This window comes from Acinetobacter sp. Tol 5, from assembly GCF_019702905.1.
Taxonomy (GTDB): domain Bacteria; phylum Pseudomonadota; class Gammaproteobacteria; order Pseudomonadales; family Moraxellaceae; genus Acinetobacter; species Acinetobacter bereziniae.
Genome location: NZ_AP024708.1, coordinates 1,539,004 through 1,560,761 on the forward strand (window position 1 = coordinate 1,539,004; position 21,758 = coordinate 1,560,761).

Genomic DNA, 21,758 nt, shown 5'->3' on the forward strand with positions numbered 1-21,758 from the left:
TGTTCCTAGGAATTATAAGTAAATGTTAATTTTAAATTTAGAGCTTCCTGATAATATTTATTCTGAAATGATGTTGGAATGTTCTGATATTCCGTGTTTAGTCAAAATAGATAGTAATTTTATAATTGATTTTTTTGAGACAGTACCCCTTGTCTCAGGGTATGTTTTAGAATGGTCTTGGTATGATTTAAATGAAAGGATTCCTGCTGGGGCTGGAGGAGATTACTTATACTATAAAAGAAGCTTAATTACTTTAGACCAAATTGATAATAAAAGGTTCAATATTATTGGATTAAGTATGTTTGTAAATGGTGTAGGATGGTGCAAAGTTATTGAAAATGGTCAATATGCTAATCCAAATCCTGAGTTATGGGATATAGATCCAGATGAATAGAAGAGTGGCAATAGTAATAAATTGTATTATTTTCAACTGATAGTTAAGATGTCTGTGAAAATTAAACATGTAATAAATTGCCTCGTTCCCAATATAGTCTCTTAGGTGGGCAAACTGACTTACAGATTGCAGCCAATACTCTTGCACCATATGTATAAATGTCATTGGGCAACAATTGGGGCATGGCGAAGACAAGAATAAAGTAGCTCAATTGGCTGCCCATGCGATATTGGGAGCAACGCTTGCCTTTGTAAATGGCGGTAACCCAGCAGCAGGAGGCAGTGCGGCGGTTGCGAGTGAAGCAGCGGCGGATTATTTAGCTGGACGTTACAATGATGGCAAAACTGCGATAAATCCTAAAACAGCTGATTTTGATCCTAATCTTTTACCAGAAGATGTTAAATCAAGTATACGTGATATGACTGCAGCAATAGGTGCTGTGGTTGGTGGAACTGTTGGAGATTCAGCATTTAATGCGCAGATCGCAGGAGTTGTTGGTAAGAATGTTATTGAAAACAATACATTGCATATGGTGGAGAAAGATGGTACAAAAAGTTATGATTTACCTCCAGAGACTCAAACTTTCAATCGATATGAAATCTTGGTTGGTTTAGGTATCATTTCAATAGATCAAGTCCCTGAATCAGTATATGAAGATGTTGCTAAATTAGGATTAAAAGGTGAAAAAGATGTAACACCAGAAAAGTTTAAGACCTTATTAGCAGAAGAAACAAATCCTCAAAAAGGAAAATATCCGGTTGACGTACAAGATTTATTAAGCAGTATTCCTGAAAGTGTTGGAGCCAAATGGTTATATGCTGATGATACGATTACTCAGGATCATATAGCGTACAAATTTGCAAAATATGGTCTGGATGGACTTTCAAATAAAGAAATAGAATCTTTATCAACGTTAATGATGCAATATGCAAATTATAGACCGTCATTAGGAGATAAAATTTCTGTCGAAAATGTTAAGAACCAAGGACTAATTTTTGCATTACTTCAAGCAGGGATTAGCGAAGGGAAAGTAAACAATAGCAAAAGCACGGATTCAAATAGACAATCTTCTTTATCAGGTTTGTATGATAGTTATAATCGTTTGTTTTTGAAAGATTCTGAAATCCAATATCAACGAGATGGTGCACAACGAATTATTGATTCTTCTATCAGTGTAGCTGCACCAATTGTTTCGATCGGTTGTGATGCCGCAGGAGGTAGTTATCATAACTGTACAGGAGCTGGTAATGTAGCAGCAACATTTACTGGAGCGTTAGGTTCAGCGTTTGTTGGTAAAGTAATTACACCGATTGCTACAAGTAAAAATGAGGTAATAGTATCTAAAGCAGAGGTTACAAATACTAAGCCAGATATTAATGTTTATCCATTACAAACTCCTGTTAAAGTTGAAAATATTTTAGTAAATCCAACGACAGGATTAAAAGAAGTTAGACCACAGGAACCGTACTGGATACTCATGCAAAATTAAATCAATATGATCAAGGGAAATTAAAACCTGCTGAAGCAGCTACAGGTGCTCAATTGGAAAGTGTGCTGGGATCAATGAAAAAATATGAAGGGGCTACTACAACTAAAAATCCTGATTGGGAAATAATATCAGGTCCCAATAAAGGAAAAACAGTCGATGCTATGTATACAACTGAAAAATTGAGTCAGAAAGAAATTGATGGTTTGAATAAATATTATGAAAAAAATATGACTATTTCAAAATCCGAGGGTGAACGTCCCCCAGAGATTAATAATATTCAAAAACACTTAGGGAAAGCTGATTTTGTACCAGTTGATTTTAGGGTGTTAAATGAAGCGAACCAAAAAATATTTCTGAATTATGTAAAAACTCTTCCAAGATATCAACAGGAAAAATTTATCATTATCAAGGAGTAAATTATGAGTGGGATGATATTTATAGGTTTTGATAATGAAAGACCAAAAGGAGATAAAAGTCTTTCAGAGTTGATTAATGGTACTTATTGGGATGCGTTTGGTGATTTATTAGATGAATTTTTTTTAGCCAATTACCCGCAGCTACATGAAAGTATAAAATCTGAAGAAGGAGAATATCTAAAATTTTATACTTTTGAAGATTTAAGTGAAGATGATTTTAACCTGTCCGTTAAATTGATTAGGCAGCATCTTCAACATATGAGACCAGAAGATTGGAAGAAAAGAGACTATATAAATGATATGGATAAATGGCAGGGCATGGCACGTCAGGTATGGGAGGAAGTTGCTGAACCCTTTGTGGTGTTAGATAGTCGGTATGATGTTAATCTTGGGAATATTGATTAGTTGTAAGTTGCACATGGACGTGTGTGGATAAACTGAAGTTAAAACGTTTACAGAGAACCAAGGACTAATTTTTGCATTACTTCAAGCAGGGATTAGCGAAGGGAAAGTAAACAATAGCAAAAGTGCTGATTCAAATAGACAATCTTCATTATTAGGTTTGTATGATAGTTATAAACGTTTGTTTTTGAAAGATTCTGAAATCCAATATCAATGAGATGGTGCACAACGAATTATTGATTCTTCTATCAGTGCAGCTGCACCAATTGTTTTGATGGTTGTGTTGAAGCTCTCCGCTGTTTATGTCCTGCTGTACAAATCTCTAAACGTTTAAAACAATTATCTGAGTCAAATGGTCATATGAGCATCAGTCATACAACGATTTATTCAACCATTTGAGCTTTACCTAAAGGTGAATTGAAGAAAGACTTGATCTCTTGTTTGAGGCATGCAAATAAAAAACGTAAGGCGAATGGCGAACCTAAAAAAGATTCAATATTACAAGAAATTAAAACGATACATGAACGTCCACAGGAAATGGAAGAAAGAAAGATACCCAGACATTGGGGAGCTGATTTAATTAAAGGCAAGGACAATAAGAGTGCGATTGCTACTCTGATTGAGCGCAATACTCGGCTTTGCATATTGGCAGTATTACCTGATGCAAAAGCAGAATCTGTACGCTTGGCATTAACGGAGGCTTTGAAATATCTTCCAGATGAATTACGTAAAACACTGACATATGACCGAGGTCGAGAAATGGCAGAGCATAAGATTTTAGAACAGGATTTAGGGATGGATGTATATTTTTGTAATCCGCATTCACCCTGGCAGAAAGGGACTTGTGAAAATATGAATGGTTTAATTCGTCAATATTTACCTAAAGGTATTGACCTGAATCAAGCAGATCAGCATTATTTGAATCAAGTCACTATGTTCCTCAATACAAGACCAAGAAAGGCTTTAGATTGGTATACTCAGTTAGAGAAATTTACTCAATTAGTTGATTATCATCAGGTCTTTAAATCTGTCGCACCTCATGTTTGAATTCGTCAGGTAATAGAATGAATAATAGTTTTGAAATTATTGTAGATTTATTAAAAAATAGTTGGACGAAACCTAAAGTAATAAATAATATTTCTATAGATATGTTATTTAGATGTCGGTTCTTACATGGAATAAATGAATTTGATAATATCCTATTTCCTGAAGATTTTATTGAATTTTATAAAATTTCTAATGGCGCATATTTGTTTGAAGATGTTACATATGGACAGTGGGGATTAATATTACTTGACTTATATTTTATAAGATTAAAAACAGAAGAATTTATGTTTGATAATGTGGGTGGTATATTCGGTGATTATATTGTTGGTGAGTTTATAGGGGATAATGATTTATTGCTATTAAGGTTGGATAAATCTAAAGAAGATTATGGTTCCATAATCATAGCAAACCGAATGGATACAAGGGATGATTGGAGGAAAATAGAGAAAAATTTTCGTAATTTTATAGTGAATTTCACAATTAATGAGGGGCAAAAATATTGGGAATGAATATTTTTGAGTTTAATCAAGCAATGGTATGCTTCAATGGAATTTAAAACTTAAGTAAAAATACAGGTTTCACCCTACTAAAGCTTATGATTATTCTTGTCATCATTGGCTTAATTTGAAAAGGGTCAAGGATTTTCTCAAAACTTAAGAGGAGCAGAAGGGGGGAAGATAGTTTAAGGAGCAATAGAGGGTACGTTAAGATGGTATAAAGGAGATAAGTATATAGATATTGCACCTGATAATACTATTGTTTCATTTGGAAAAAGAGGATATGGAAACTAATGACTAAGAAAATCAGAAAAATTAACTTTGAAGTTAAAAAATATGATGGTTTGTGTGGAGGGCTTTGTATGCAAATTATTCCCTCAAGTATTGAAAATAATTTGAATTATTTGAATTCAATTGTTATTGGTGAAACTGCATTTTCTTTAATCGAGAGATTTTTTTTTTAAGGGTGAAGATGAATGGGCACATTGGAGAGATATTTATCTTGATTCAAAAAAAGTTGAAGTGATAATTGGTAGATTGGAAGTTTATAGAGCGTATTTGGATTCTAAAACAGTAATAAATGAAAATGATGATATTCGTTTAATTTTTAATGAGAGTAAGTTAGATTTTATTGAAAACTTTCAATCATATAAAAATGATGCTATTGAAATGATGAATCAAATTATTAATTTTTTAAAAAATAATTTAGAAAATAAATTAGATGGAATAACTGTAATAGGTGTGTAAATTTTTACTACGAATAAAAATAAAGGCTTTACCCTACTAGAGCTCATGATTGTTCTTGCCATCATTGGCTTACATGCAGAGTAACTGATAATGAAGTAGAAATTAGGGTAATACTCCCATTTTTAATTGATTTTATAAGTAGAAAGGCAAAGTCCTTATCATTGTTTAAATTTAGGTGGTTTACCATCAACTGACATATGTGGGCGTTCATGATTATAAAAGTGTTGCCATATCGTTGTATAGTCTTCAACTTCTTCAAGCTCTCGAAATAAATATTGATTCAAACATTCATATCTAACCGTCCTGTTGAAGCGTTCAACATAAGCATTCTGTTGTGGATGACCTGGTTGAGTAAACACATGCTCAATTCCATGTTGAGTACACCACGCTTGCATTAAATCACTAACATACTCGGGTCCATTATCACTACGGATACGCTTTGGCTTACCTCGCCATGCAATTAATTGGTCTAATCCCCTCAGCACTCGTTGAGCTGGCAAAGAAAAATCAATCAATATATCCAGTGACTCACGGTTATAATCATCAATAACATTGTGAATTCGGTAACTGCGACCATCACTCAGTTGGTCATGCATAAAGTCCATTGACCACGATTCATTTGGTGCTGATGGAACTGTAAGCGGTTCAGGTTTTATTCGCTGAATGCGTTTGTTGGGTTTAATTCGTAGGTTAAGCTCAAGCTCCTTATAAATTCGATAAACACGTTTGTGGTTCCATGAGTAGCCTTTGACATTACGTAGGTATAAGAAGCAAAGCTGAAAGCCCCAAGTCTTATTCTCATTGGTAAGCTTCAGTAGCCAGTCTGCAATCATCTTATTTTGCTCATCTAATTGAGCTTTATAACGATAACAGGTTTGACTAAGTTGAAAGATGAAGCAAGCTTTACTCACTGAAATCTTAAATTGTTCAACGGCTCGCTGAGCAAGAGATTTACGTTGTACAGGCTTTATAACTTCTTTGACAGTGCATCCTGAAGAATATCTGCTTTAAGGCGTTCGTCAGCATACATACGTTTCAGACGAGCATTTTCAGCCTCTAATTCTTTAAGTCGTGTCATCATTGAAATATCCATACCTCCATATTTCGCTTTCCATTTATAAAATGTAGCGGAACTCATACCATGTTCACGGCATAAGTTAGGCACAGGTGTTCCTGATTCAGCTTGTTTTAAAATACTCATGATTAAGCTATCTGAATATTTAGATGTTTTCATAAAAAATCTCCTTGAACAGGATTATTCGATTTTCTACTTTTGAGTTCAATTATTTTGAGGGGGGATTACCTTAGAGGTTTTGTGAAAGGTCATGTTTATAATAACGTTATTGAATAAGGTTGTTGATTTCTTGTTGTCTTTTAAAGATAGATTGGCGAATTCAAACATGAGGTGCGACAGATTTAAAAGCCTGATGATAATCAACTAATTGAGTAAATTTCTCTAACGGAGTATACCAATCTAAAGCCTTTCTTGGTCTTGTATTGAGGGACTAGCGACTTGATTCAAATAATACTGATCTGCTTGATTCAGGTCATTGATCCTACACACCCCCCTAACAAATCAACAACAAGCGATACTCTCCATCACTTTCGACTGGGGCTCGATGAACACAAGGCAAAACTTGCTGTGTTGGATGATCAACGGCTAAACGCCAAAGATGACCTAAGTCTAAGTTAATCGGTACGGCGTTGGGTTTAGGCTGATAATGTAAATCAAAAAAATAGTCTTTTAAAAAGTTTTCAAAATCTGCTGCTGACCCTTCATGGAGTGCTTTAAGTTTTTCTCGAATTTCTGGAATAAGTATTTTTTGCTCAGCCTCAGCGTTTGGTAGAATATCACTAGACGCGCCATGATAAGTGCATAAGAAAGTATCTGTTTCAATCGGAGAGCGGTCAACATGAAACGAATAAACATCAGTTGAAATGAATTCTAATTCCTCATCACGTTCATAATATTGAATGAGGTTTAGTGTAGGCGAAGCACCAAGCGCGGTTAGTTGCTTTATGTCTTTTAAAATGATTTCTCTTGCCAATTCACCTTGTTCAGTGAGTTTTAAAGCAAAAAGATCTTCCTCAGAAACTTCAGTAATATTTTCTTTTAACTCGAGTTTAGACACAATCTCTTTAAAATCGCCCGTTAAATTTCTGTGCCAACACATTGCATTGGTATCACCTTGAAATGCTGTTTTGATCAGTTCGTCAAAACTAGAAACAAGGCGAATTTGAGGATGGTCTGAAAAAGTATGGGGCATAGAAATTGAACATAACAGGGGAACTAGATTGAAAGCTATTTAACCAGTTAAATAGCATTTAAAGTAAAGTCCGAAAGATGTAAAAGCGATAAAAATATTCAATTATCGATGATAACTATTTTAGAGCAAGCTTTTGAAAATACAACTAAAAGCAAATACTTCATCGTATTCTCGCTTAAATATCACTTGGTTGGAACAAACACTGAATATTGTTACATATCTATTTTACTCTAATTCAACGTGATCATATAGTAAGGGATATTCAAGATTGAATTATTCTTCTTTACGCTTTTCAATAAATCGTCCAGCCAGTAAGCCAATTTCAAATAATAACCACATCGGAATCGCCAACATAATCATTGAAATTGCATCAGGTGGAGTGACAAACATCGCAATAAAAAAGCAACCTACAATGATAAAGCGACGCTTCTCGATTAAACTTTGGGTGCTGACGACACCGATGAGGATCAGCAATAACGTGATGATTGGGATCTCAAACGTTAAACCAAATACTAAAAATAGCTTTAAGCAGAATGCAAGATAGCTATTGATATCCGTCATGGGGGCTACTGTTTCAGGAGAAACACTGATAAAGAAATGTAGAATTGACGGTAAAACCAAAAAGTATGCAAAGGCGATTCCTAAATAAAATAAAACGATGCTACCCACCAATAACGGAAAGGTGAGCAATTTTTCTTTTTCATAAAGTCCAGGTTTGATAAAGCTCCAAATTTGATAAATGATAAAAGGCATTGCAAGCATGATGGCAATATAAAAATTTAATTTAAAAGGTGCCATAAATGTTGCTGTCACATCCGTTGCAATCATAGATGAGTTTGTAGGAAGCTGCGCTCTTAATGGCTCTGATAAAATTTGATAAGTATGATTCGCGAAAGGCAATAAGCAAAAAAAGAGAATGAGCAGTAAAGCCACGGTTTTAAATAAGTGCCGACGAAGAATCACCAAGTGCTCTGTAAAGGACATCTTTTCCAGCTCTTCGACGGGTATTTCTGTGATACTCACTGGTGGAGATGATTGAGTATTTGTTGTATTCATGCGATCACCTTCAATTTAACAGGAGGTGGAGATGGTATTTTTATTGAAGCGTTATTGACCTGATCATTCTGGATTTTAAAAAAGGTGTGAAGTTGGTATGGAATAAATACCGATACATCAGCATCCTGGGTGGTTAAATATTGATATTGCAATAATTTTGCTGATTGGGGGATGGATGAGGTTTTTAAGTCAGTCTGGTGAATTTCATCGGCTAAGCTTTGATGTTTTAATTCGGAAATTTGAGATTGCATTTTTTGCTCAAGCTCAGCCATGCGCTGCATTTCTTGTTGAATCTGTTCTCGCAATTCAGATAGCCGTAACTCACGGTCAATATCATTTTGGGTATTTTTCACAAAATACAGAATTTTGGCATACCACTTTCCAGCAAACCGAGCCGCTTCTGGGAGCTTTTCAGGTCCAAGTACCAGTAACGCGATGATGCCAAATACAAAAAGTTCAGACAGTCCGACATTGAGCATTTACAGTATCCTCAATTTAGCTTTTAAAACTGGTCTCAGATGGTTTTTTGACTTCATCATGATCAATAGTTTTGGGTTCAATGAGCGCATTGTCTTCATCACGCATTGATTTTTTAAAGTCTTTTACAGCACCACCTACATCTTTACCGATGTTTTTAAGTTTGGATGTACCAAATAAGAGAATGACAACGATTGCAAAAATGATCACATGCCAAATAGATAAACCTGCCATAGTATTCGTCCTTTTCTTTTGCTATGAAAATGGATAAATCATCTTATCCATTCAATCCTTTGTTCAGTTTTTAAGAGTTGATGTGTTTTCCTTGAAAATATTCACCTGCTCATATTCAATATCGTCTCCGATTTACAGACCTCCTTTATATTATGTAGTTTTAATTGATAATACCTGATATTCAAATCGTTCGTTGGCTTTTAAACTTTTGCATAAAATCGATTTCATTTTTTAAAGTGCATTCGATTTAATTTCTGTTTATCTTATAAAAATGCTCAATAAACATTTCATTTATATATCCACCTTAAATTAGATTCTTTGCAGATCATCATTAAATACAGGTATAGCCAGCATCAGCGGTAATAATAGAGCCTGTGATTAAACTTGCTGCGTCGGAAGCGAGAAATTGTACAATTGAAGCAATTTCATGTGGTTGCCCCATACGTTTTGCTGGTGTCATTTCCAACCATTGCTGAAATAAATCCTCCTGATGTTCAAGATGTTGTAGCAGGGGTGTCTCGATATACGTTGGAGCCACCGCATTGACACGGACGCCACGGGTCGCCCATTCAACAGCAAGTGATTTGGTTAAATGGTGAACGCCTGCTTTTGCTGCGTTGTAATGGCATTGTGGTTGAGGAACATTGACAATCTGTCCAGACATGGAGCCAATGTTAATAATGGAGCCTTTTTTCAGTTCAAGCATACGACGGCCAAAGCTGCGACAGGTACGAAAAACGCCCGTTAAATTTATATTTATGGTGTTATTCCATTCCTCGTCAGTCATATGTTCTGCTGGCGTATTAGTGACAACACCTGCATTACACACCAAGATATCCAATGCAGGGAGTGATAGTGCTAAAGCTTCAATAGCCTGACTGTCAGTCACATCAAGCAATTCAGCACTCGCTTTGAATCCTTGAGCGTTTAAAGCGAGAGCAGTCGATTTTGCCCGATCAAGTTTAAGGTCTGTGCAAATCACTTCTGCACCTGCACAGGCAAGTGCTTCAGCAATCGCGGCACCGATGCCTTGCCCAGCACCTGTAACCAATGCAAGTTTATGGGTGAGATCCTGTTTTTTTTGATAATTCATGATGTCTCCCCATTTAGGTTAATGCACATCTTAGCGCTTCACCACGCATACTCCGTAAAGCTTCTTCTGAAGCTAAACGTTGTAGCGTATCGACAGATGTGTTGGAGAAAAATGCCGCATGCGGTGACATGATTAAATTGGGTGCAGTGCGAAGAGCTGAATGTTCCGCTAAAGGCTCTTGTTCAAAAACATCCAATCCTGCACCTGCGAGTTGTCCCTGTATTAAAGCCTGAGCCAATGCCTCTTCATCAATTAAACCACCTCTTGAGCAGTTGATCAGAATTGCCCCTTGTGGCATTTGTGTCAGTGCTTGAGCATCAATTAAATGGCGTGTTTCCGAGCTAAGAGGAACATGCAATGACAAAATTTGAGATGAGGCAATGACTTGTTCTAAAGATGACAATTTAATCTGGGCAATGTGTGCTTGTTCGGAAGTCACATAAGGATCATAAGCGATGAGCTTACAACCAAATGCCGCCATTCGCGAGGCATAGGCTTTAGCGATTCGTCCTAAACCAATCAGCCCAACTGTACTATTTCGCAAGGAGCAAATACCGTTCACCATTCGATCAATTTTCCATTCTCCTGCGCGTATCCCTTGATCATATTGGTTGAGTTTTCGAGCGAGTGTTAATGTCATTGCAGCAGCATGATCAGCGACTTCTTCAATACCATAGTCAGGCACGTTGCAGACACGTATTCCCAATTGTTTTGCTGCAACCAGGTCTACATTATCAACACCTACTCCATAGCGAATGATGGTGGCTTGATCTGCCATGGCTTGCATAACGGGATAGGTCATTGGTGCAAAGTTATTTAAAATAATCTGAGCACCTGTTACGGCTTCAATGGTTTCCTGCTCGGTACGGCACTGAAATTCAAAAAATTGAGCGCCACCTGCCTGAGCGGCTGCTTGTTCATGTCGAGTGTTGCCAAAGGCTTGATCGGTAACGACGAGTTTCATGAAATCAATCCTCTTTTGGCTAAATTACGCATCAAAGCTCGGGTACCATAAGTCCACGGCACAGCTTGATCAGCATATACAACAGTGTTGCGTAGTGTGCCTAAAAGTGGAGTTGATATTTCAACCACATCACCAGACTTATGGGTAAAGCCTGAGCCTTGACCTTCGCGGTCTTGAGTCGGCGCAAACATTGTGCCTAAAAACAACATAAAGCCGTCTGGATATTGGTGTGAATCATTATAGGTTTGGGAAACCAGTTGAGCGGGCTTTCGGCTGATCTCAATCATATTGGAGTGCCCTGACAAACTAAATCCATCTTCAGCACCAGTGACTGACATGCTGAGAGAGGCATGTTCAATATCTTTAAGCGTAAAATGTTCATCAAATAAACGAATAAAAGGACCAATCGAACACGATGCATTATTGTCTTTCGCTTTTCCAAGCAACAGTGCAGAGCGTCCTTCTACATCACGTAAATTGACATCATTTCCAAGTGTTGCCCCCCGAATATTACCTTGACTGTCAACCGCCAACACAATTTCTGGTTCAGGATTATTCCATTGTGAGATTCGATTTATACCAACTTGGGCACCATAACCTACCGCAGACATGGGTTGTGATTTGGTGAAAACTTCTGCGTCTGGTCCGATACCCACTTCTAAGTATTGTGACCAGAGTCCTTCTGCAATCAATGTTGCTTTGACCTGTTTGGCTTTTTCCGATCCTGCTTGAATATTGGATAAACTACCACCAATCAATGCACCGATACGTTGCCTTAAGTCCTCAGCACGCGCAGGATCACCTGATGTCCGTTCATCAATGACACGTTCAACCATACTTTTTGCAAAGGTCACACCACAGGCTTTCAAGGCTTGAAAATCACAAGGTGCAAGTAAGCAAGGTCGATCAGCGTGATAACCCATTTGTGTTGGGTCAAGAATTAAATCTTCAATTTTCCCAATAGATTTTCCTGTAAGGGTATCAAAGCGTTCAGCAGGGTGATCATCAAGAAAATCCGCCATAGAAATCACGGACTCAGTAATGTCAATCAACTGCTGATCTCGTAATAGAACAATAGAGGGTCCTTGCTTGGGAATCCAAACTCTTCCAACCAATTTGGCGTGTTGTAGTGACGTAGGCAGCATGAGGAATCCTTCCTGTGTTTGTATTTATTAATGTAGTAATACTACTTTTAATTTTTGCTTTTGGTCAAGTCGTGTACAAAAATAATGATAAATTAAATTTTATAATCTAACTATGTTTTGTTAATTTGTTGTTTTATATACTTAAATTTATTTTGCTATTGCATGGCTAAATAATTATTTTTATAGGGTAATATAAATTGTGCTTGCATAAAAATAGTATTACTATGTATTTTAAAAGTCGAACAACAATGTGCTTGCTTAGGAAGAGGGTGGATAAAGTGATGGAAAAAAGTACGCTCACCGAATTAATCAAAAAATTAGATAGTTTTTTATATATAGATCATCAGTTTCGTAAAGGTCTGGGGGTACGTTTACCTGTTAAAAATCCTGCGACTGGCGAAGTGATTGGTCATATTGCAGCAGCAACACCTGAAGAAGTGAATGCAGCGGTTTCTGCCGCACATGTTGCATTCCAAACATGGTCGAAAGTGCTACCCAAGGTCAGAGCGAATGCTCTCCATCGTTTAGGAGATTTGATCACAGCAGATGCAAGCAACATGGCAATACTCATGACTGCTGAGCAAGGCAAACCGATCAATGAGGCAAAAGGAGAGATTTTAAAACTCGCCGAAGCTTGCCATTTTTATGCTGAAGAAGCGACACGTGTACATGGAGAAATCATTCCAAATGATCAGAGTGGTTTCCAAAGTTTAGTGGTTCGTGAACCCATTGGTGTTGTGGCTGCGATTACCCCTTGGAATTACCCCGCAGAACTTGTGGGGTGGAAATTATGCGCAAGCCTTGCATCAGGTTGTACGATCGTGATCAAACCCGCTGAACTCACGCCTTTCACGGCATTGGCAATTGCACAAAAATGTCAGGAAGCAGGAATTCCCGCAGGCGTGGTCAATGTTGTTACGGGTAAAGGTTCACAAGTGGGGCAGGCATTGGTTGAGCATCCACAAGTGGATAAAGTTGCATTTACAGGTTCGAGTGCTGTTGGGTTGCAGATACAGCAGAGCTGTCCACAAGTCAAACGCCTATCTCTGGAGTTAGGGGGAAATTGTCCTTTGATTGTAACCGCACATGCCGATATTGATGCGGCGGTTCAGGGTGCAACACGGCGTAGCTTTAGAAATTGTGGACAAATCTGTATTGCGATTAATCGTATTTATGTGCATCGCTCGGTATATCAAGAATTTATTAGTAAATTTTCTCAAAGTGCAGATGCACTCACAGTCGCCAATGGATTGGATAACCCAAATGCAGATTTAGGTGCGATGGCATCCGCCGAAGCTTTGACGAAAACACAACAGCATCTTGAAGATGCAATGAGCAAAGGCGCACGCTTAGTTGCAGGTGGCTCAGTACCTGAAGGTGATCAGTACAAGCAAGGATATTTCTTCCGCCCAACGATCGTGGTGGATTGTGATCACAGCATGAACGTAATGATTGAGGAAACTTTCGGTCCATTGGTGGGTATCGCTGCTTATGATGATCTCGATGAGGCAATCGGCTACGCCAATGATACACCTTATGGGCTTGCAGCTTATTGTTATTCAAAAGATTTGGCGGAAATACATAGCGTTTCATCCAAACTTGAATATGGAAATGTGGCAATAAATAACGTCGATGCAGGAATCATGAATGCCCCTTATGGTGGGCGTAAACAGAGTGGCATTGGTTATGAACATGGTCGTGAGGGATTACTTGAATATTTTAATTTTAAGCATGTTCGTCTATACCATGGCGTGAGGGAGTAAATGATGCAGGTACTTCTAGGGATAGATATTGGAACTTCAGGCTGTAAGGCTTTATTAATCGATACTGAGGGTAAGGTGGTAGCTGCGGATACAGCGACTTATCCTTTGTCGAAACCCAGACCGGGTTGGACTGAACAAGATCCAGAATTATGGGTGGAAGGAGCAAGCCAAGCCATTGCAGGCGTGTTGGCAAAAGTTTCGAATATTGAAATTCTATGTGTTGGTTTGTCGGGTCAAATGCATGGATTAGTGCCATTAGATAAAGCTCATCAAGTGCTACGTCCAGCAATTTTGTGGAATGATCAACGTAATAAAGATGAATGTGCAGAGATTGTAGAGGTTGCAGGAGGTTTAGAGGGCTTAATTGCTGAAACCAATAATCGAATGTTGGTGGGTTATACAGGCGGGAAAATCTTATGGATGCAACGCCACGAACCAGAACTTTTTTCACAAATCAACACGGTATTAAATCCTAAAGATTATTTACGCTTACGCTTGACTGGGGAAATTGCCACGGAGGTCTCTGATGCGTCTGGAACAGGGCTTTTTAATGTGCGATCACGGCAATGGGCAACGGGTTTAATTGAAAAAATTGGCATTGACCCTCGTATACTTCCGCCAGTTTTTGAGTCTCAGGTCATATCGGGGCGTATTTCAGTTGAAGGGGCAAAACGATTTGGTATTCCTGTCGGAATACCTGTTGCTGGTGGTGGTGGTGATTCAGTCATTCAAACCTTTGGATCAGGTGTTATTGCACCGGGAGAATTACAAACAACTTTGGGTACAGCAGGCATCTTGGCTGCTGCTTTGGATCATCCACAAGATAACCCTGATGGGCGTTTGCAGATATTTTGTAATATTGCTGAGAATAAGTGGCACTGTATGGGTGTTTCACTCAATGCAGGTGGAGCGATGTCTTGGTTTAGGGATACTTTTTATTCTGGCATCAATATGTCACCCATAACATTTGAGCAGATTGTGCAGCAGGCTGAAACAAGTATTGCTGGTGCACGAGGGTTATTGTTTTTACCTTATCTTTATGGTGAACGCTGTCCACATCCCGATCCAATGGCTCGTGCGGCATTGGTTGGCATGACTGCAAGACATCATTCTGGAGATATTGCGCGTGCTGTGATGGAAGGCATCGTGTATGCGCTTGCTGATATGTACGGGCTAATGAAGCCGCTGAATATTGAAGGGCATTTAATTAAGGCATCAGGGGGTGGAGCAAAGTCACAACTTTGGAGACAAATTCAAGCAGATGTATTTGGTTGTCCTGTTGTGACAACTGACGGTGCTGCTGAAGGAGCAGCCTTTGGTGCGGCATTGGTTGCAGGATTGGCGATAGGTGTATGGTCTGATGCGGAAAATGCGATTAAAAACTTTTCTCATATCACCTGCGAGAATCCTCTCTCATCAACAATAGAAATTTATCGTCAATTACATTGTTTATATCGTGATCTTTATCCTGTATTGGGGCAAACTTTTACTGCCTTGGGGAATGCTCAATTTGATCAATAATCCGAGGAGTGGTTATGGCAGTTTTCTCTGCATATATATTTGATTTAGACGGAACGCTGATTGACAGTGCGCCTGATATTACTGAAGCATTAAATGTTGGCTTTGCTCAAAACCAATGGCCAAAACTCAAATCGAGTGATGTCGAAAAATTTTTAGGCAATGGACCACGTCGATTGATCACTGATATTTTGGATGAACTAGAGATTGAATATGATGATTCATCCATTCAGCGCATGTTGAGCTGTTATCAGCAAGCCTATATGGCTAACCCTGCGGGACATACTCGAATTTTTCCTTATGTTCGTGAGGATCTTGAGGCGTTAAAATCTGCTGGTATAAAATTGGGAATTTGTACCAATAAAACCCATGCAATTACAGCAAAAGTGTTGCAAGAATTGGGATTGTCAGATTTATTTGATATCGCACTGGGTGCAGACGTTGTATCAGCCTGTAAGCCTGATCCGAAACATTTGCTGGCGGTTGCCGAAGCAATGAATCTAACTTCAGGCGACTGGGCATATATCGGGGACACTGTAATTGATCAGCAAACAGCCATTGGTGCAGATGTTCCGTTCTTTGTTGTACCTTGGGGCGGTGGTCCTGATGTGGATGTACCACCCAAACAACGCTTGAATCGTTTGGCAGATTTATTAAAAGTTTAATTAAGTAGGCTGTCGAATGATGGCTGGGAGTTTAAAAAGTATGACCGTCAGTTTGCTACAACGAATTCTTCAAGAAAGTGAAAATATGCATCGCGCAGAACGCCGTGTTGCTGATTTTGTAGTGACTTCACCTTCTGAAGTGATTCAAATGAGTATGGCGAGCCTGTCGGAAGTATGTTCGGTAAGTGATCCTACCATCATGCGCTTTTGTCGTCGATTTGGTTTTGAAGGTTATCAAGATTTAAAGCTCCAACTTGCACAAAGCTTGGTACCTTCTGCACCTTTTGCCTATGAGCAAATCATTCCCAATGACAGTATCGACAATATTGTACGTAAAACCTGCCGAAACTCTTTAAATGCGATTCAGCGGTTGGCTGAGGATTTAGTTCCAGAACAAATTAGTGAAGCGGCAAATGTGTTACATGAAGCAAGTTGGGTAGGGATTTATGCAACAGGAATTTCTGAAGTCAATGCACTCGATGCAGAACATAAATTTCAAAGACTTGGGATACGTTGCCAAGCTTTACTGGGTGAAAAGCACCAGAAAACCCATGTTGAAAGTGCGAGGTCTGGTGAAGTTGCCCTCATTTATTCTCAATCGGGACATACCAGACAAATGGTTGAAATCGCTTCGATTGCGCGTAAAGGTGGGGCAAAAGTAATTTCAATTACTGCTGCAGACAGTCCTTTGGCACAGGCATCCGATGTTCTGATTGCGGTACAGCCTTATGAGCACACTGAGCTGATGACACCATTGGCTTCACGTTTAAATCATCATCTGATTACCAATATGCTGGTGACCGCAATTGCAATCACCAGTGGCAGTGAATTTCCAGATCAATTGCCTGCGCTTGATTTATGGCGTACGGAGAAGATCTGAATCCAATCAACAATGCAGTAAAACTGCGTACAGGAGTGATGTATGGATCATATACAGAACGAAGCGAAGAAAGTGGCTGGACGCCGCGTGATTGAAGATTTTATTCATGATGGCATGAAATTAGGTTTGGGTTCAGGCACCACCTCACATTTTTTTGTCCGTGAGTTGGGTGCCTATATTCAAAAGAATGGATTGAATTTGCTGTGTACCACCACATCACGTTCGACGATTGAAGTCGCCAATGAAGTCGGGATTGAAATTATTGATCCGAACGAAATTGGACTGATTGACTTAACCATTGATGGTCCAGATGAAGTGGATCATCAATTCAATATGATTAAGGGTGGTGGAGCATGTCTGCTTTGGGAAAAAATTATTGCACATGCATCCAAACAAATGCTGTGTATTTGTGATGAAAGCAAAATTGTGGATTGCTTAGGTGCTTTCCCATTGCCTGTTGAAGTTGTTCAATTTGCATGGAAGCAGACGGCTGTGATGGTGGAGCGTGTACTGGCAGATCACGGTATTGAAAATATATTGATAGAGCGTCGAATACGCGATGGTCAAGCGGTGATTACGGACAGTGGTCATTTTATTTTGGACTGTCATTGCGGTCCTATTATTCAAAACCCTGCGCCATTGGAAATTGAGTTAAATCGTATCCCTGGTGTGGTGGAAAATGGTTTGTTTACACGAGAAGCGATCGGAATGGTGGTGGGATGTTTTGATGGTCATTCTTATGTAAAAATTAAATAAATAGCAAAACTATATTTTTTAAAAATAATATAAATGACGTTGTTGATACGTTTAGATAACTAAAAATTGGTTTAAGTTTTTGTTTGTTAGTTATTTATTGATTGAGTAATGATGCTTTATAAAAGTTGCTCAGAATATTTAGAAATATTCAGCAGGCTTTGTTATTGACAGTGTATTTTGAAATGTAGTATTACTACATTCAAGGAATAAAAGGAGATGTTCCCATGACAAAATCAAATCAAGATGGAATTACCCGCCGTAATTTAATTATGAGTGCAGTAGCAGCGGGGATTGGGTTGAGCTTAGGTGGCAGTTTAACCGCTTGTAGTCGTTCTACATCATCGACTCGACTTTCAATTCCATATTCAAATAAAAGTTTGGATTACTATTTTTTCGTTATTCAGGAAGAGGCGGTTAAGCGAGCCGTTAAAGCCAATTCTGGTGAGTTCCAAGCCACCAATGCAAATTTTGATAGCACGCGTCAGCTTGAACAGTGGCAAAGCCTGCTTTTATCAAAACCGTCTGCAATTATTTCTGACTCAATTGACAGTCAGGCAATCATTTCTGCAATCCAACGTTATAACCAGCAGAAAATTCCTGTAGGTATTATCGATACACCAGCAGATGGGGGGGATGTCGCAATTACGGTGAGTTTTGATAATTTCCAAGGTGGTGTAATGGCAGCAGAGGAAATTGTAAATCAACTGATTAAAAAGCATGGACAGCCTAAAGGTAAGGTCTTGAATTGTTTTGGTGCTTTGGCTTCTGTGGCTTGGCGTTTACGCAAAGAAGGCATGGATTCAGTATTTGCCAAGTACCCAGAGATTACCTATCTATCTCGACCAACAGAGGGGCAGTTGGACAAGATGTTGGCAGTGACGTTATCAACATTGTCTGAACACCCAGATCTAGATGCGATTCATGCGCCTTCAGACTCTCCTGCACGTGGGATTGCCACGGCATTGCAGCAACGAAATCGTTGGAAGAAAGTTGGAGAAGAGGGGCATGTTATTTTTGTGACGATTGATGGTGAACCCATTGCATTGAAATGGATTCAGGAGGGGTATATGGATGCCTGTGTCTCGCAAGATCCGATTGCTTATGGTGAGATTGCAGTGGAAATGCTGACCAAACATGCTTTAAAAAATGAGTCTGTCCCCTTGGGCGAATACCAAAATAAAAAATACTTTTGGGAAAAGGGCAATATTGTGAAAGGGAAAACGGGTCCAACACTGATCATTCCAGCATTCATCATTAACAATAAAAATGCCAATGATCCTCGGCATTGGGGCACTGTTGCCGAAAAAGATTGGGGCGTTGCATATGCTTGATTGATGTTTGAGATACGTGCTTGTTCCAATGTTGATAAATAAGGAATGTTGGTGAATAAAATGGGTTTACATGAGCGCAATATTGAAAAAGTAGTTGAAAAGCAAATTCTTAAAATAGAAAACATTACCAAAAGCTATGGTCCTGTTCAGGCATTACGTGGTGTTTCGTTAACCATTCGAAAAGGCTCTATTCATGGATTGCTGGGTGAAAATGGTGCAGGTAAATCTACTTTGGTCAGCATCATTTCAGGACAAATTCCCCCAACATCAGGAAAGATTCTGCTCAATGAACAAGTGCTTGAGCGTGTAGATGTCAAGGCGATGGAAGCGGCAGGTGTGTTCTTGGTGACTCAAGAACCCATGATCATTGACAACATGACGGCTGAAGAAAATTTGATGCTCGGGATTTGGCCAAATAAGCATGGATGGATAGATTGGAAGGCTTTAACTGTCAATGCCAATCGAATGCTTGCTGAAACTGGTATAGATGCCAAAGCATTAGCAGGCAAGTTGGATGCAGTTGCGAGACGAAAACTGAATATTTTAAGAGCCATGTTTTCTGGCGGTAAAGTCATTATTTTAGATGAACCAACCGCTGCATTGACTGTTGCAGATCGCCGTCAGCTTTTTGCTTTTATGAATGAATTAAAAGCGACTGGTGTGACGTTTATTTTTATTTCTCATTATAACGATGAAATTCTTGAAATTTGTGATGCGGTCACAGTATTGCGAGATGGGCTTTTGGCTGGTGGTTCAGAGCATGTATCGAAACTGAGTTCTGAACAGTTAACTGAATTGGTCATAGGACGTGATCTAGAACTGTTTCAAAGAGAACGGCGAGATTATCGTGATTTAACACCGTCGATAAGTTTACGTGGAATATCTGGGAAATATTTAGATTTAGCACAATTGAATATTGGGCAGGGGGAAATTATTGGTTTCACAGGGTTGCCGGGTGCAGGTGCCAAAGAAATTACCCGTGCAATATTTGGTTTACACTCAGCGAGTGGCACGATCTCGATGCATGGTGAACCGCCGATGGCTTTAGCGACTTCACCACGAGAAGCTTTTGACATGGGGATCGCCTATTTATCGGATGATCGTCGTCATGATGGCGCTGTAGGCCAGATGTCTATCGGTTCCAATATCGCACTGTCGTCGCTTTCATTACGTTCAAAATTCGGTTTTATCAATCAAAAAACTGAAGACACTGTAATTTCACACTATTTTAAAGCGATGGATATTAAAGCATTCAGTGCTGAATATTCGGTGGATACTTTGAGTGGCGGTAATCAGCAAAAAGTTTGCCTTGGTCGTGTACTGGCGGCTCAACCCAAGTTGCTCATGGTGGATGAACCAACTCGGGGAATTGATATCGGGGTTAAACAAGATGTACTGCGTATTCTGGATGAACTGAGTCGTGCAGGCGTTACTGTGATTATTGTATCGACCGACTTGGATGAGCTGATTCGAGTTGTAGATCGGGTCTGTATTTTTGATCAAGGCAGGATCAAAGAAATTTTGGCAGGAACGGATATTACTGTCGAACGCCTACGTACATCGGTTCAAGCGTGATGCATTGAGGCATGTCTGAGAGGAACAGAAATGAATAATGAAATGATAAGCAAAAGCGTAGTCTCAATTGCACCTAAGAAAAATACACGGGAAATTTTAGGCTGGATATTACACAACGTGGTTTGGATTTGGCTGATCGCACTGGTGGTGATCTTTGGTGTGTTCAATGAGTATTTTTTCACCATATTCAATCTGCAAAATATTATGGTTCAAGCCACGGTGCTTGGACTATTAGGCTTGGCAGTGGCTTTACCGTTATTAATTGCTGAAATTGATCTTTCTATTCCAGCAAATGCAGGTTTTTCAGCAGCGGTTGGTGCAATTGCATATTCAGATTGGGGACTGCCTTGGGTGATTGCCATGTTACTGGGACTTATAGTTGGTACGGCAATTGGCTTTTTTAATGGTTGGTGTATCACGCGCTTAAAAATGGTGGCATTGATCGAAACCTTAGCCATGATGATCATCCTGCAAGGCGCACTGTTGGCATTCACTCAAGGCAAAACACTGAATAATTTTGCTGAAGGTTACACGTGGATTGGACAGGTGACAATTGCTGGATGGCCTTTGATGCCGATTGTTTTCTTATTGATGCTCATCATTGTTGGCATTCTTTTAAAAAATACGGTGTTGGGACGTTCAATTTATGCGGTCGGTGGAAATCCAGCGGCATCTCTTTCGGCAGGTATTCGCGTGAATCGCGTCAAAATCATGACCTATACCTTATCTGGTTTTCTTGCAGCACTCGCAGGATTTCTCTTGGCGTCTTGGCAAATGGCAATCACCTCAAACCAAGGTTCAAGCTATTTACTCTATGCCATTGCAGCACCCATTATCGGTGGAATCAGTGTATTTGGTGGTCGGGGCAATGTGAAAGGTGTGTTGGGGGGGGTGTTATTACTCACCGTCATTCAAGTCGGTTTAGCCATCGTCAATGTCCCGTCATTCTACGTGGGAATGATTGGTGGAATCATGATTTTTATTGCGGTCGCAATTGATGCAATTCGAGTGAGATACTTTGGATAATTTATCTATCTAAATA

The 21,758-nt window shown here is 39.1% G+C and carries 23 protein-coding genes and 3 pseudogenes; 17 read left to right on the top strand and 9 right to left on the bottom strand.

Translation table 11 applies throughout. The features are described from left to right. The first annotated feature begins 22 nt into the window (after nucleotides 1–22). From TOL5_RS07085 to TOL5_RS22710, 9 genes and pseudogenes are all read left to right on the top strand, one after another. A complete protein-coding gene (locus TOL5_RS07085; RefSeq protein WP_009584579.1) occupies nucleotides 23–394 on the top strand; it encodes a hypothetical protein in 372 nt (123 codons plus the stop codon). A gap of 101 nt (nucleotides 395–495) precedes the next feature. After that, nucleotides 496–932, top strand: a pseudogene (locus TOL5_RS22705) (VENN motif pre-toxin domain-containing protein); the annotation flags it as partial. 929 nt (nucleotides 933–1,861) lie between these two features. Then, nucleotides 1,862–2,299, top strand: a complete 438-nt coding sequence (locus tag TOL5_RS07095; RefSeq protein WP_227544206.1) for a hypothetical protein — start codon at nucleotides 1,862–1,864, stop codon at nucleotides 2,297–2,299. A 3-nt stretch (nucleotides 2,300–2,302) separates the two neighbouring features. Further along, on the top strand, nucleotides 2,303–2,704 hold the full coding sequence (locus TOL5_RS07100; RefSeq protein WP_227544204.1) for a hypothetical protein: 402 nt from the start codon (nucleotides 2,303–2,305) through the stop codon (nucleotides 2,702–2,704). A 279-nt stretch (nucleotides 2,705–2,983) separates the two neighbouring features. Next, nucleotides 2,984–3,748, top strand: a pseudogene (locus TOL5_RS07105) (IS30 family transposase); the annotation flags it as partial. 17 nt (nucleotides 3,749–3,765) lie between these two features. Continuing rightward, nucleotides 3,766–4,257, top strand: a complete 492-nt coding sequence (locus tag TOL5_RS07110; protein WP_042086569.1) for an SMI1/KNR4 family protein — start codon at nucleotides 3,766–3,768, stop codon at nucleotides 4,255–4,257. A 281-nt stretch (nucleotides 4,258–4,538) separates the two neighbouring features. After that, nucleotides 4,539–4,709 carry a hypothetical protein gene (locus TOL5_RS07115; RefSeq protein ID WP_162987747.1) on the top strand — a complete coding sequence of 57 codons (171 nt, stop codon included), beginning with the start codon at nucleotides 4,539–4,541 and terminating at the stop codon, nucleotides 4,707–4,709. 94 nt (nucleotides 4,710–4,803) lie between these two features. Then, nucleotides 4,804–4,992, top strand: a complete 189-nt coding sequence (locus tag TOL5_RS07120) for a hypothetical protein (protein ID WP_162987746.1) — start codon at nucleotides 4,804–4,806, stop codon at nucleotides 4,990–4,992. Further along, on the top strand, nucleotides 4,993–5,076 hold the full coding sequence (locus TOL5_RS22710; RefSeq protein WP_121775847.1) for a type IV pilin protein: 84 nt from the start codon (nucleotides 4,993–4,995) through the stop codon (nucleotides 5,074–5,076). A 74-nt stretch (nucleotides 5,077–5,150) separates the two neighbouring features. Here TOL5_RS22710 and TOL5_RS07130 read toward each other — a convergent pair. The 9 genes and pseudogenes from TOL5_RS07130 to TOL5_RS07170 form a co-directional block, all read right to left on the bottom strand. Beyond that, a protein-coding gene (locus TOL5_RS07130) for an IS3-like element ISAbe6 family transposase (protein WP_121775875.1) occupies nucleotides 5,151–6,226 on the bottom strand; the annotation gives its coding sequence in 2 pieces (ribosomal slippage) (nucleotides 5,151–5,974 and nucleotides 5,974–6,226; 1,077 coding nt in all). Between the two features lie 160 nt (nucleotides 6,227–6,386). Next, nucleotides 6,387–6,541: pseudogene (locus TOL5_RS07135) on the bottom strand (IS30 family transposase); the annotation flags it as partial. Nucleotides 6,542–6,560: 19 nt separating this feature from the next. Beyond that, nucleotides 6,561–7,259 carry a DUF1826 domain-containing protein gene (locus TOL5_RS07140; protein WP_121773897.1) on the bottom strand — a complete coding sequence of 233 codons (699 nt, stop codon included), beginning with the start codon at nucleotides 7,257–7,259 and terminating at the stop codon, nucleotides 6,561–6,563. Between the two features lie 273 nt (nucleotides 7,260–7,532). Continuing rightward, the gene (tatC, locus tag TOL5_RS07145; RefSeq protein WP_392390144.1) at nucleotides 7,533–8,243 is read right to left on the bottom strand and encodes a twin-arginine translocase subunit TatC; all 711 of its coding nucleotides are present in this window, start codon (nucleotides 8,241–8,243) and stop codon (nucleotides 7,533–7,535) included. A gap of 68 nt (nucleotides 8,244–8,311) precedes the next feature. Further along, nucleotides 8,312–8,794, bottom strand: a complete 483-nt coding sequence (tatB, locus tag TOL5_RS07150; protein WP_042086575.1) for a Sec-independent protein translocase protein TatB — start codon at nucleotides 8,792–8,794, stop codon at nucleotides 8,312–8,314. A 16-nt stretch (nucleotides 8,795–8,810) separates the two neighbouring features. Further along, nucleotides 8,811–9,026 (bottom strand): Sec-independent protein translocase subunit TatA, encoded by a 216-nt coding sequence (locus TOL5_RS07155; RefSeq protein WP_121773895.1) that lies wholly within the window; start codon nucleotides 9,024–9,026, stop codon nucleotides 8,811–8,813. Nucleotides 9,027–9,357: 331 nt separating this feature from the next. Next, nucleotides 9,358–10,119, bottom strand: coding sequence for an SDR family NAD(P)-dependent oxidoreductase (locus TOL5_RS07160; RefSeq protein WP_121773894.1), 762 nt, complete (start codon nucleotides 10,117–10,119; stop codon nucleotides 9,358–9,360). Nucleotides 10,120–10,132: 13 nt separating this feature from the next. Further along, nucleotides 10,133–11,083, bottom strand: a complete 951-nt coding sequence (locus tag TOL5_RS07165; RefSeq protein ID WP_121773893.1) for a C-terminal binding protein — start codon at nucleotides 11,081–11,083, stop codon at nucleotides 10,133–10,135. Next, on the bottom strand, nucleotides 11,080–12,228 hold the full coding sequence (locus TOL5_RS07170; protein WP_042086579.1) for a fumarylacetoacetate hydrolase family protein: 1,149 nt from the start codon (nucleotides 12,226–12,228) through the stop codon (nucleotides 11,080–11,082). Before TOL5_RS07170 ends, TOL5_RS07165 begins: the two co-directional genes overlap by 4 nt. Before the next feature lie 281 nt (nucleotides 12,229–12,509). On the opposite strand from TOL5_RS07170, the gene TOL5_RS07175 reads away from it, so the two are divergent. From TOL5_RS07175 to TOL5_RS07210, 8 genes are all read left to right on the top strand, one after another. After that, entirely contained in the window at nucleotides 12,510–13,991 is a 1,482-nt protein-coding gene (locus TOL5_RS07175; protein WP_162987653.1) for an aldehyde dehydrogenase family protein, read from the top strand. Beyond that, entirely contained in the window at nucleotides 13,992–15,512 is a 1,521-nt protein-coding gene (gene xylB, locus TOL5_RS07180) for a xylulokinase (protein ID WP_228740312.1), read from the top strand. Between the two features lie 14 nt (nucleotides 15,513–15,526). After that, on the top strand, nucleotides 15,527–16,174 hold the full coding sequence (locus TOL5_RS07185; RefSeq protein WP_121773892.1) for an HAD family hydrolase: 648 nt from the start codon (nucleotides 15,527–15,529) through the stop codon (nucleotides 16,172–16,174). A gap of 40 nt (nucleotides 16,175–16,214) precedes the next feature. Further along, nucleotides 16,215–17,054, top strand: a complete 840-nt coding sequence (locus tag TOL5_RS07190) for a MurR/RpiR family transcriptional regulator (RefSeq protein ID WP_034708407.1) — start codon at nucleotides 16,215–16,217, stop codon at nucleotides 17,052–17,054. 42 nt (nucleotides 17,055–17,096) lie between these two features. After that, a complete protein-coding gene (gene rpiA / locus TOL5_RS07195; protein ID WP_121773891.1) occupies nucleotides 17,097–17,810 on the top strand; it encodes a ribose 5-phosphate isomerase A in 714 nt (237 codons plus the stop codon). A gap of 224 nt (nucleotides 17,811–18,034) precedes the next feature. Next, a complete protein-coding gene (locus tag TOL5_RS07200; RefSeq protein WP_004829096.1) occupies nucleotides 18,035–19,141 on the top strand; it encodes a sugar ABC transporter substrate-binding protein in 1,107 nt (368 codons plus the stop codon). Between the two features lie 45 nt (nucleotides 19,142–19,186). After that, entirely contained in the window at nucleotides 19,187–20,716 is a 1,530-nt protein-coding gene (locus TOL5_RS07205) for a sugar ABC transporter ATP-binding protein (protein ID WP_228740313.1), read from the top strand. A 30-nt stretch (nucleotides 20,717–20,746) separates the two neighbouring features. Next, nucleotides 20,747–21,742, top strand: a complete 996-nt coding sequence (locus TOL5_RS07210; RefSeq protein ID WP_121773890.1) for an ABC transporter permease — start codon at nucleotides 20,747–20,749, stop codon at nucleotides 21,740–21,742. The last annotated feature ends 16 nt before the right edge of the window (nucleotides 21,743–21,758 follow it).

Excerpts from the sequence above, each read along its gene's own strand:
- TOL5_RS07085 (WP_009584579.1), top strand. The coding sequence starts at position 23 with ATGTTAATTTTAAATTTAGAGCTTCCTGATAATATTTATTCTGAAATG.
- TOL5_RS07100 (WP_227544204.1), top strand. The coding sequence starts at position 2,303 with ATGAGTGGGATGATATTTATAGGTTTTGATAATGAAAGACCAAAAGGA.
- TOL5_RS07110 (WP_042086569.1), top strand. The coding sequence starts at position 3,766 with ATGAATAATAGTTTTGAAATTATTGTAGATTTATTAAAAAATAGTTGG.
- TOL5_RS07115 (WP_162987747.1), top strand. The coding sequence starts at position 4,539 with ATGACTAAGAAAATCAGAAAAATTAACTTTGAAGTTAAAAAATATGAT.
- TOL5_RS07140 (WP_121773897.1), bottom strand. The coding sequence starts at position 7,259 with ATGCCCCATACTTTTTCAGACCATCCTCAAATTCGCCTTGTTTCTAGT.
- tatC (WP_392390144.1), bottom strand. The coding sequence starts at position 8,243 with ATGTCCTTTACAGAGCACTTGGTGATTCTTCGTCGGCACTTATTTAAA.
- tatB (WP_042086575.1), bottom strand. The coding sequence starts at position 8,794 with ATGCTCAATGTCGGACTGTCTGAACTTTTTGTATTTGGCATCATCGCG.
- TOL5_RS07155 (WP_121773895.1), bottom strand. The coding sequence starts at position 9,026 with ATGGCAGGTTTATCTATTTGGCATGTGATCATTTTTGCAATCGTTGTC.
- TOL5_RS07160 (WP_121773894.1), bottom strand. The coding sequence starts at position 10,119 with ATGAATTATCAAAAAAAACAGGATCTCACCCATAAACTTGCATTGGTT.
- TOL5_RS07165 (WP_121773893.1), bottom strand. The coding sequence starts at position 11,083 with ATGAAACTCGTCGTTACCGATCAAGCCTTTGGCAACACTCGACATGAA.
- TOL5_RS07170 (WP_042086579.1), bottom strand. The coding sequence starts at position 12,228 with ATGCTGCCTACGTCACTACAACACGCCAAATTGGTTGGAAGAGTTTGG.
- TOL5_RS07175 (WP_162987653.1), top strand. The coding sequence starts at position 12,510 with ATGGAAAAAAGTACGCTCACCGAATTAATCAAAAAATTAGATAGTTTT.
- xylB (WP_228740312.1), top strand. The coding sequence starts at position 13,992 with ATGATGCAGGTACTTCTAGGGATAGATATTGGAACTTCAGGCTGTAAG.
- TOL5_RS07185 (WP_121773892.1), top strand. The coding sequence starts at position 15,527 with ATGGCAGTTTTCTCTGCATATATATTTGATTTAGACGGAACGCTGATT.
- TOL5_RS07190 (WP_034708407.1), top strand. The coding sequence starts at position 16,215 with ATGACCGTCAGTTTGCTACAACGAATTCTTCAAGAAAGTGAAAATATG.
- rpiA (WP_121773891.1), top strand. The coding sequence starts at position 17,097 with ATGGATCATATACAGAACGAAGCGAAGAAAGTGGCTGGACGCCGCGTG.
- TOL5_RS07200 (WP_004829096.1), top strand. The coding sequence starts at position 18,035 with ATGACAAAATCAAATCAAGATGGAATTACCCGCCGTAATTTAATTATG.
- TOL5_RS07205 (WP_228740313.1), top strand. The coding sequence starts at position 19,187 with ATGTTGGTGAATAAAATGGGTTTACATGAGCGCAATATTGAAAAAGTA.
- TOL5_RS07210 (WP_121773890.1), top strand. The coding sequence starts at position 20,747 with ATGAATAATGAAATGATAAGCAAAAGCGTAGTCTCAATTGCACCTAAG.